This window comes from Terrimonas ginsenosidimutans (assembly GCF_022012415.1).
In the GTDB taxonomy this organism is placed as follows: Bacteria; Bacteroidota; Bacteroidia; order Chitinophagales; family Chitinophagaceae; genus Terrimonas_A; species Terrimonas_A ginsenosidimutans.
The window spans coordinates 43,296-52,735 of record NZ_JAKLTR010000004.1; the positions used below are offsets into that span (position 1 = coordinate 43,296).

8 protein-coding genes are annotated in these 9,440 nt (G+C 45.2%); 2 read left to right on the forward strand and 6 right to left on the reverse strand.

The window, feature by feature from the left end; all coding sequences use genetic code 11:
• The 6 genes from LZZ85_RS07875 to LZZ85_RS07900 form a co-directional block, all read right to left on the reverse strand.
• Positions 1–489, reverse strand: a complete 489-nt coding sequence (locus LZZ85_RS07875) for a DUF4296 domain-containing protein (RefSeq protein ID WP_237870386.1) — start codon at positions 487–489, stop codon at positions 1–3.
• Positions 486–1,403, reverse strand: a complete 918-nt coding sequence (gene porD, locus LZZ85_RS07880; RefSeq protein ID WP_237870388.1) for a type IX secretion system protein PorD — start codon at positions 1,401–1,403, stop codon at positions 486–488. The genes LZZ85_RS07875 and porD overlap by 4 nt, the downstream gene beginning before the upstream one ends.
• Entirely contained in the window at positions 1,396–2,592 is a 1,197-nt protein-coding gene (coaBC, locus tag LZZ85_RS07885; RefSeq protein WP_237870390.1) for a bifunctional phosphopantothenoylcysteine decarboxylase/phosphopantothenate--cysteine ligase CoaBC, read from the reverse strand. The genes porD and coaBC overlap by 8 nt, the downstream gene beginning before the upstream one ends.
• 83 nt (positions 2,593–2,675) lie before the next feature.
• Positions 2,676–3,017 carry a DNA-directed RNA polymerase subunit omega gene (locus LZZ85_RS07890; RefSeq protein ID WP_237870392.1) on the reverse strand — a complete coding sequence of 114 codons (342 nt, stop codon included), beginning with the start codon at positions 3,015–3,017 and terminating at the stop codon, positions 2,676–2,678.
• Positions 3,014–3,814, reverse strand: coding sequence for an outer membrane protein assembly factor BamD (locus LZZ85_RS07895; protein WP_237870394.1), 801 nt, complete (start codon positions 3,812–3,814; stop codon positions 3,014–3,016). Before LZZ85_RS07895 ends, LZZ85_RS07890 begins: the two co-directional genes overlap by 4 nt.
• An 898-nt stretch (positions 3,815–4,712) precedes the next feature.
• Entirely contained in the window at positions 4,713–6,344 is a 1,632-nt protein-coding gene (locus LZZ85_RS07900; protein ID WP_237870396.1) for an OmpA family protein, read from the reverse strand.
• A 198-nt stretch (positions 6,345–6,542) separates the two neighbouring features.
• Here LZZ85_RS07900 and LZZ85_RS07905 point away from each other — a divergent pair, with 198 nt between their 5' ends.
• Together LZZ85_RS07905 and recJ are read left to right on the forward strand one after the other, a co-directional pair.
• The gene (locus LZZ85_RS07905; protein WP_237870398.1) at positions 6,543–7,505 is read left to right on the forward strand and encodes a polyprenyl synthetase family protein; all 963 of its coding nucleotides are present in this window, start codon (positions 6,543–6,545) and stop codon (positions 7,503–7,505) included.
• 154 nt (positions 7,506–7,659) lie between these two features.
• Positions 7,660–9,363: a single-stranded-DNA-specific exonuclease RecJ gene (recJ, locus tag LZZ85_RS07910; RefSeq protein ID WP_237870400.1), complete on the forward strand. Its 1,704-nt coding sequence runs from the start codon at positions 7,660–7,662 to the stop codon at positions 9,361–9,363.
• The last annotated feature ends 77 nt before the right edge of the window (positions 9,364–9,440 follow it).

A 9,440-nucleotide genomic window follows, 5' to 3' on the forward strand; every position in this document is an offset into this window, starting at 1 on the left:
CTATTGAACAGAAGATTTTTTAAACGCTGCTTTTCGCATCCTGTCGAGTCTACGGTTCAGCTTTACCGTATCAACCACTGCTTTCTTCACTGTATCAGCAACTTTTACTGATGAATCCTTTTTCAGAGAATCCATTGTTGCCGGCTTTTGAGCTTCCGGTTCTGCTTTTATTTTTCCGATAGAATCCATCATAGCCTTCATCTTCTGGGGATGCTGCTGGTAATACGCGTAACTTTTCACGAACTGCTCACGCGTGATCTTATGGATCTTAAACACCTTTTCATTCCATTTCAGACTTTCCGCGGCTTTATCCGTACTGGCATCTTTGTAAAAAACATAGTTATTTAAAAAGTCCGCCGCCCGGATCATATCCCACATGACAGCCTGCATTTTGGGCTGATCCAAAACACCTTCGGGCAGTTTGTTCTTATCTGTACAGGAAAACACTATCCCAATCAGCAAAAGAAAAATAAACCAGGTACTCTTCATCTTAATTCTTTGTAGGCATTGCCATTGGTGATATCAATTTTTGACAGAATATCGGCGGCTCTTGTTTTTTTATCCTTTTCTGCCTTGGAAAATACCTTGATCAATTCTACGCTCTTCCCCTGTAAAAAGAACTGCAGTATCATTGAATTCGGATTCTCCGTGTTCAATGTATTCAGAAAATTGAGACTGGTGAGCACCCCGTTCCTTCCTTCATCCTCATTCTCATAAAAAAGATCCATCCCCGATCTGTAGTAGGAATACAACGCGTCATGTATCAGCGCAAAACGATTATTGTTCAGGTTTTCCGAAAGCCAGTACCGGTTACGCTGACTTTCATAAGAGCGCCATCCTGTGATATCACGGCTTTCAGGAGCATTATTTACAATATTCCATGCTTTTTGAAAGTATACATCGCCGCCGCGAAGCGCAAAAGAACCGTAGTCAAGGCCCAGAATAATATTAACATAATAAGCGATCACTGCAGGAAGATTTGCCACAGAAGGATCACTTCCCTGCACCCTGTTCTCATTGAACTCAACAGGTTGAAACTCCTGGTAACGGAACACTACATTATCATCGATAAAATTGATCAATGGAGAATCATACGTGCTGTTATAAACCGGCCGGGCTGCCTGAACAGTCAGCGAAGCTTTATACATATTGTTGCCCATCTCCTGCTCAATATTCAGCAAAAAATTGCATTGGATCTTTTCATTTGCCTGAAAGGCATCTTTTGTCCACTTCCGGTTGTTTATGAAGTTGGTCAGTGTCGTCTGCAGGGTCTGAAAGATCTTTTTATCTACATTGGTACTTACACGGGAAGCCAGCACAGTCAGCCTGGCCTGGATCTCCTGGGCATGCAAATGCCGTACGAACACCGATACCAACACAAACAACACAATTCTTTTAAGCATAGTATGATGAAATTATTGTATCAACAATATCCCTGGCCACTTCTTCTTTTGTTTTTGTATCAAACCGCAGTTCTTTTCCTCCGCGTTGAAATATGGTGACCTTATTTGTATCGCCACCAAATCCCGCACCTGCATCGTTAAGCGAATTCAATACGATCATATCAGCATTCTTTGCCTCCAGTTTACCTAAGGCATAATTTCTCTCATCTGTCGTTTCAAGAGCAAAGCCAACAACTATCTGGCCCGCTTTCTTTTTTTCACCAAGACTTTTCAGAATATCCTTTGTCCTTGTAAGCTCAAGGTTGAAATGATCTTCTTTCTTTTTGATCTTTTCCTGTGCTTTTACGACAGGTGTGTAATCTGCTACTGCTGCAGACATAACTGCCAGGTCAGCAGATCCGAAAGCCTGCTGACAGGCTTCATACATTTCAGCTGCAGAGGTTACACTAACGAGCCGGATCCCATCGGCCCTGAAATTCGTACGCAATGGTCCAGCTACCAGTGTCACTTCCGCTCCCTGCCGGTACAGTTCCTTTGCAATCGCGATCCCCATTTTGCCGGAAGAATGATTACCAATAAAACGCACCGGATCAATAGCTTCGTATGTGGGCCCCGCAGTAACTAAAGCTTTGCGCCCGGACAGAGGCTTCGTTGATGAAAGTTTCTCTTCCAGGAACCTGACCAACTGCTCAGGTTCGGCCATTCGGCCATCGCCAAACAACCCGCTGGCCAGTTCACCTTTTGCGACAGGGATCACAATATTTCCAAAGGATTCCAGCAAACGGAGATTATTTGCGGTAGAAGGATGATGCCACATGTCCTCATCCATTGCCGGCGCAACCATCACAGGGCATGTCGCCGAAAGGTAAGTTGCCAACAGAAGGTTATCACACTGTCCATGGGCCATTTTCGCGAGTGTATTACAGCTAAGCGGAGCGATCAGCATGATATCAGCCCAGCGGCCAAGCATTACGTGGTTGGACCAGCTTTGCTCATCAAACAGATCTCTCAGCACAGGATTCTTACTTAGCGTGGAGAGTGTGAGCGGAGTAACGAAATCCTGGGCAGATGGCGTCATCATCACACGCACTTCTGCGCCCCCTTTGACCAGCAGGCGCACTAAATGGACAGATTTATAGGCAGCTATACTGCCAGTGATGCCAAGCAATATTTTTTTTCCTTCAAGCATAGGTATTCAAAAATACCATATAAAAACAAACGATCCAGCAGCTCGCTGGATCGTTCAGATATTTAACATCCGTGAAAGGGAGATTAATCAAACAATTGATCTTCTCCTTTGCGGAAATAGACCTTGCTATCCAGGAATTCCTGGGTGGCCAGTAACGCCGGGTTCGGCATTCTTTCATATGCCCTGGAGATCTCGATCTGCTCTTTGTTCTCGTGGATCTCTTCCAGGCTGTCTGTATGGCTGGCGAATTCGTCCAGTTTGTTATGCAATTCCTCTTTCAGGGAAATATTGATCTGGTTTGCCCTTTTAGCAATTATGGCAATAGATTCATATAAATTGCCGGTTCTGTTTTTCAGATCATCCAGGCTTTTTGTTTCCACATTGTTAGCGATACCAGCGCTAAGCTGGCGTCTCAACTTACTCATATATTGCTATTTAAGTTTTTAAGATTTGTTTGCGATAATCCGATATAACTTTCTACTTCCTTGCGGTACTTGCTCTCAGGAAAACGATCAACAAATTCGTTACAAGCTTCGATAACATCTTCAAAACGCTCTGCTTTCTTCTCCTCCACGCTCAGTTCCGCAAAGCGATAATACGACTTTATTGCCATAAACTTGTATTCATCCAGTCTGGCAGACTCTGGATACGCGTTGATCAGCGTGGTAAAGGCGACACCTGCAGCCCGGAACTGACCCATATGAAAGTAAAGGAAAGCGCCTTTATAGTCCTTGGTTTCCAGTTTGGTACGGCAGGTTTCTATGATCGCCGCCGCCTCCTTGTTCTTTTCAGAACCCGGGTGAGTATTAATAAATACCTGCATCATGCCCATGGCCTTGATAGTATTGGTCTGATCGAGCTCAGGTTTTGGCGACTGCTTATAATAACTATATGCCCGCATATAAGCCATCTCCTCGGCCTTGGTGCTGTTCGGGAAGATCTCCAGGAAGGTCTTGAACAGGTTTTCGGCATTCAGATAATCAAGCTGATAGTACGCGCAATAGGCATATTTGTAATAAATATCCTGGAATTCCGGGCGAGTCTTGTAATAAGGCATCACATCTTCAAACAACACCTGGGCTTTGTTGTATTTCTTCTGAACGTAATACTTCTCCGCCACCCTCAACTTATACTCAGGATCTGGATTCTTCAGGATCTTCGTAATGCTCTTGCTGCAGCTAGAAAACAAGAACAGGGCTATAATTACTGGTATAAAACGCATAAAGGTGTGCAAAGTTAATAGATACCGGCAAAACTTAAGCAAAAAAGATATATCGCCAAAAGGGCTCCGTTAAGGTTTTGATAAAGAGACTCTTGGCTGCAGCGACGAAGTACTGCAGATGGACAGCTGGCCGATGGCAGCTGGTCTGCCGTAGACTCATGTGCCGGATCCGTCGATATTTCCCGAAATTCCTCTAAAACGACGAAAATTATCTTAACAAACTGCTTTCTTACAGTTATTCAGGATAAAGCGTAAAAGTTGTGGGATGGTTGTCTAAGTGTTTAATGGTTTAAAAGTTTAAGGTTTTTGCATTATCACCTGTCCACTTACAAGTTTTTAAGCGATAGCTATCTGATCGGGCACAAAAAACGTGAGCACGCCTTGAAGCAATATATGCTCCTTTGGATACGACATTCTGGCACGCGAAGCCAGCTGATGTGTCGACTGATGATAATCATTCAGGGTCAAACTTCGCGTGTTTTTGAAATGCTTGTTAGTCGTCGTTAGTTCGTCTCTTGGTCGTCCTTTGGCCGTCCAAAGTTTGACGGGATCTTAAGCAGTGAAAAATGGTGACAAGCTGACACGCTGAGGGCGATAAATCTTTTGAGCGACTCGCCTGGGTCCCATCCTCCGCTTCGCTACGGTGGAAGGGCCGCCAGAAGTTTATGCGAGCGATGCTCATCCGGAACATTTTAACCCAGGCCATTTTGTAGACCATCCCCCAACTTTTCAACATGATCCGTTATTCAACAATCCATTCGCGGCCATTCGTGTTCATTCGCGGCCATTCGCGGCCATTCGCGTTCATTCGTGTTCATTCGTGTTCATTCGCATTAATAAAAAAAACCCCTCCGCAGACGCGGAAGGGTTTATATCTATCAGCAAAAAGTAACCTAGTTTATTTTTTACGCAGGTTCGGGTGTGGAGGAGCAACAGTTGCTGGTCCATCTTCACCGGTTGTAGCACCGCGCAGATCAACTGTATTGCAATCGCCACCTTCCTGGCCGTAGTTGAATACGAAACGGTCAGAGCTGATACCTTCAGACTCTACGAGGTGAGTGATTACTTTGTTTACGTGATCCCAGCTCAGCTGCTGTTCTTTTTTGCTTGAAGAGCAATAGCCTACTACTACTACTTTGCACTGAGGACTGTTACGCAGTCTTGCAGCAACTGTAGCGAGAACTGCTTTTGCATCAGCATCGAGGTTGTTAGAACCAGATTTGAAGCTTACGCTTGGCAGAGCACCAAGAGCTGTAGCACAATCATCTTGTCTAACCATATACTTATCGAAGCAGGTTGAATCAGGGCATGGGCATTTACCTACACCGTCAGCGTCAACAGGCTGGCAATAAGTTGGAGTAACGAGTTCTTTGTCTTTGTAGTCAGGAACACCGTCACCGTCAGTATCCAGGGCAACACCATGAGAGTTAACCGGAGCACCTGCAGGAGTTTGTTCCTGGTCGAACTGGTCAGTGATACCGTCGCCATCGCTATCAGGAAGAACTGGTTTAGGCAGTCTCATCAGGCGTGGGTTGCGGATCTCGCTGTAAGCGTAGTCCAGTGGGTTCAGCCAGTAAAGAGGCTCAACAGATTTTTTACCGAGGTTGTAATTCAGACCCAGGGAAAGGAAATGGAACGCGTCATAGTCGCGAGTCAGGTCACCCTGCTCAGCCCAACGCTGTCCGTCCAGCAGATCGTCTTTCACGAATGTCCAGCGATCTTCCAGCGCAAGATTCCATTTGTTGCTCAGTTTGAATGCGATACCACCACCGAGTGTAAAGCTTGGGCGGAAAGTGTCATCAAACAAAGTTGGCAGAACGTCTTTATCGTTCTCAGCGCGTGTCTCATAAGAATCATCCAATGCGTCTTTCAGCGCTTTACGAGTGTCCTTACGGTTCTCATAAACGTTACCGGAGATTGAACCAAACTCAGCTGTGTAGATCGTTCCCGTTGCATCATTTGCAGCGTTGTGTCTTGCATCATAGATCATACCGCCGATACCAGCCAACAGGTAGAAGTTCATGCCTGTTTTAGCTTTGTGGAAACGGATGTTGTTCAGGGTGATAACACCTTGCAATGACAGGTCCTGAACACGGGTTTTGTAGTTGTTGTAGATCAACTGACCAGGAGCGTATCCAACAGTCGCCCACGCACTTTGTGCATTAACACCGGTTTGTTTCCAGTTCAAACCTCTTGGTTCTCCATATACATACTCCAAACGTGCAGAGAATACATAACCGAAAGACTTACGGATATGCACACCGAAGTTGGGTGCAGTGAAGAATACAGACGGGATGTCTCCGGAAATGTGAGCGAGACCATATTTCACACCTAACTCCCACTGATTGCGGGGTTTAGCTGGAAAATTGTAGGTGCCGTTCAAGAATTCCGTATGCTGAGGCATCCTTTTCGACGGAACAAGTGAAGAATCAGAAGGGTCATAACTTCCACCAGTTTTTACCTGGGCAAAGCCGTATGACGCCAGTAGGCAGAGTGATGCTGCCAACAGTGTGTACTTTTTGCTTACCATAACTTGAGGATTAAGATTTACGAAAAAACAATGTCCTAACAAAAAGCAAAATTATGCCTTGAGGACTAATTACCAAATTTTTGTGAAAATTATTTCAGGCTTTTCCTGTTATATCTCAATTACTTAGTCAAAAAAAAGGATCAGATTGATGCATTGGCCTCTATTTATTTTTTGCGACGTAAATTGCCGTTTTATATTATGAGCCTTCCAATCGGACTAATTGAAAACGAACTGAAAGAGTTTGAATCCCGTTTCAGAGACGCAGTAAAAAGCCAGACACCGCTGCTTGACAGGATCATGCGTTATATCGTCAAGCGAAAAGGTAAACAGTTGAGACCCATGTTCGTATTGCTGTCTGCCAAGCTCTGTGGAGAGGTGTCAGACTCCGCCTACCGGGCGGCTTCACTCGTCGAAGTACTGCACACGGCAACCCTTGTTCACGACGATGTTGTCGACGATTCGGAAGAACGCCGCGGCTTCTTTTCCGTCTACGCACTTTGGAAAAATAAGGTCTCCGTCCTCGTCGGCGACTACCTTTTGGCCAAAGGATTATTATTGTCTTTAGATAATAATGATCACCGGATCCTGCATATTTTATCCGATGCAGTACGCAAAATGAGCGAAGGAGAGCTCCTCCAGCTGGAAAAATCACGCTCTTTGAACCTCCGGGAAGACATTTATTTTGAGATAATCCGCAATAAAACCGCCTCTCTCCTCGCCTCAGCCTGCTCTGCAGGCGCCTGGTCGACCAGTAATGACGACGAAATCACAGAAAAAATGCGGCTTTTCGGGGAAAAAACCGGTATCGCTTTCCAGATAAAAGACGACCTTTTCGATTATTCCAGTGAAAATGTTGGAAAGCCGACCGGTAACGATATAAAAGAAAAAAAACTGACCCTGCCATTGATCTATACCCTGAATAATACGGACTCGAAAACCAGGAGAGAGATCATTTATATCATAAAAAACAAAAACACCGACAGGGAAAAAGTCAACTGGGTGATCAATAAGGTGAACGAAGCCGGAGGTATTCAATATGCCACTGATAAAATGAACGAATACAAAAAAGCAGCGTTGGACATATTGCATCAGTTCCCCGAATCTCCTATCCGCAAAGGCCTGGAAGATCTCGTCCTTTACGTAACCGACCGCAAATACTAACGCCGCAGGAAAAGTTCAAAAGTTTGCTGTTTAACAACTTAAAAGTTATCTGTTGATATTTTTAAGCGTTTTGTCCTGCAACCAACTTTTTCAGGCAGGCTTTACTACTTCAAAACTTTTGAACGACCGGACTTAAAAACTTTACTATCCGACGATGACGATGCAGAAACGATGGACGATAAAAAAGGCAGAGCCTGTTGCTGAAGATGAATTGCGCCAGGCATTAAAGATACATCCCATTCTTTGCCGGTTGCTTGTACAACGCGGGATCAGAACTTTTGATACCGCAAGGGAATTTTTCCGCCCGGACATTAATCATCTACACGATCCATGGCTGATGAAGGACATGGACAAAGCAGTTGACCGCATCATACAGGCTATCGCCAACGAAGAAAAAATACTGGTATTCGGCGATTATGATGTAGATGGAACTACTGCCGTTGCCACCACTTATTCCTTTCTGAAGAAAATACATTCCGCCCTTGATTTTTATATCCCTCACCGCTACAGGGAAGGATATGGAGTAAGCAAAGCCGGAATAGATTTCGCTAAGGAAAACGGCTTTTCGCTGATCATTTCGCTTGACTGCGGGATAAAGTCCATTGACCTGATCAGGTATGCAGCAGAACTTTCGATCGACTTTGTGGTATGCGACCATCATCTTCCCGACGATGAATTACCACCTGCCGTGGCGATCCTGAATCCGAAACAAAAAGATTGTAACTACCCATATAAGGACCTCTGCGGTTGTGGCGTGGGATTTAAACTGATCACTGCCCTCGCCGAGAAACTTAACCTCCCTGGTTCCTGGACATTTGAATATCTCGACCTCCTTGCAACGGCTATCGCTGCAGACATTGTTCCGATGACCGGGGAAAACAGGCTGATGGCTTTTCACGGTTTGAAAAAAGCCAACGAAAAGCCCAACAACGGCATTAAGGCTTTGTGCCAGCTAAGCAATCTTCGCCTTCCCCTTCACATCGATGGTCTCGTTTTTATGATCGCGCCGAGAGTAAATGCCGCAGGACGAATGGATGATGCAAAAAAGGCAGTGCAACTTTTCGTTACAGAAGAATATGACGAAGCAATGAAGTTTGCCGAAATGCTGCATAGTGACAATTCCGACCGGAAAGAAGCCGATAGCAATACGACCCAGGAAGCACTTGCACTGATCAATGAAAACGCAGAGTGGGCCTCTCACAAATCCACCGTTGTTTACCAATCACACTGGCATAAAGGCGTGGTAGGGATCGTTGCATCAAGACTGATCGAAAGCTATTACCGCCCCACCATTGTATTAACACAGTCGGGGGAATACGTCGCAGGCAGCGCACGCAGCGTGCCCGGTTTCAATCTTTACGAAGCCATTCACGCCTGCAGGGAACACCTGATCGGATATGGCGGACATTTCGCCGCCGCAGGCATGACCCTCGAAATTCACCAGGTTGAACTATTCAGGAAAAAATTTGAAGAAGTAGTTGCCGCAACGATCGATCCCGAATTACTCATCCCCGAACTGATCATCGACACGGAAATAAATTTCAAAGACATTACTCCCAATTTTTTCAGCATTATATCACAGATGGAACCGTTCGGGCCAGAAAACCTCCGGCCTGTCTTTATCGCGCGCAGCGTGAATGACACAGGGTTCTCAAAAGTTGTCAAAGACCTTCATCTGAAATTCTCCCTTCAGCAGGATGGCTGTATCTTTTCCGGCATCGGTTTTAATATGGCCGGAAAAATGCCATTACTGGAAAATAAAAAACCGGTTGATGTTGTATTCAAACTTGACGAGAACGAATGGAACGGACAAACCACTTTGCAACTGCGTGTGATTGATGTGCGGGCAGCTGTTTAACTTCAATGAAGCCATATTTCATCAACTTCGACTAATGGAAAAATGGGACGGGCTCCCCGAAAACCCGGGGCGACCTG

What these genes read in the sequence shown, in the direction of transcription:
- LZZ85_RS07875 (WP_237870386.1), bottom strand. Translation starts at nt 489, where the DNA reads ATGAAGAGTACCTGGTTTATTTTTCTTTTGCTGATTGGGATAGTGTTT.
- porD (WP_237870388.1), bottom strand. Translation starts at nt 1,403, where the DNA reads ATGCTTAAAAGAATTGTGTTGTTTGTGTTGGTATCGGTGTTCGTACGG.
- coaBC (WP_237870390.1), bottom strand. Translation starts at nt 2,592, where the DNA reads ATGCTTGAAGGAAAAAAAATATTGCTTGGCATCACTGGCAGTATAGCT.
- LZZ85_RS07890 (WP_237870392.1), bottom strand. Translation starts at nt 3,017, where the DNA reads ATGAGTAAGTTGAGACGCCAGCTTAGCGCTGGTATCGCTAACAATGTG.
- LZZ85_RS07895 (WP_237870394.1), bottom strand. Translation starts at nt 3,814, where the DNA reads ATGCGTTTTATACCAGTAATTATAGCCCTGTTCTTGTTTTCTAGCTGC.
- LZZ85_RS07900 (WP_237870396.1), bottom strand. Translation starts at nt 6,344, where the DNA reads ATGGTAAGCAAAAAGTACACACTGTTGGCAGCATCACTCTGCCTACTG.
- LZZ85_RS07905 (WP_237870398.1), top strand. Translation starts at nt 6,543, where the DNA reads ATGAGCCTTCCAATCGGACTAATTGAAAACGAACTGAAAGAGTTTGAA.
- recJ (WP_237870400.1), top strand. Translation starts at nt 7,660, where the DNA reads ATGACGATGCAGAAACGATGGACGATAAAAAAGGCAGAGCCTGTTGCT.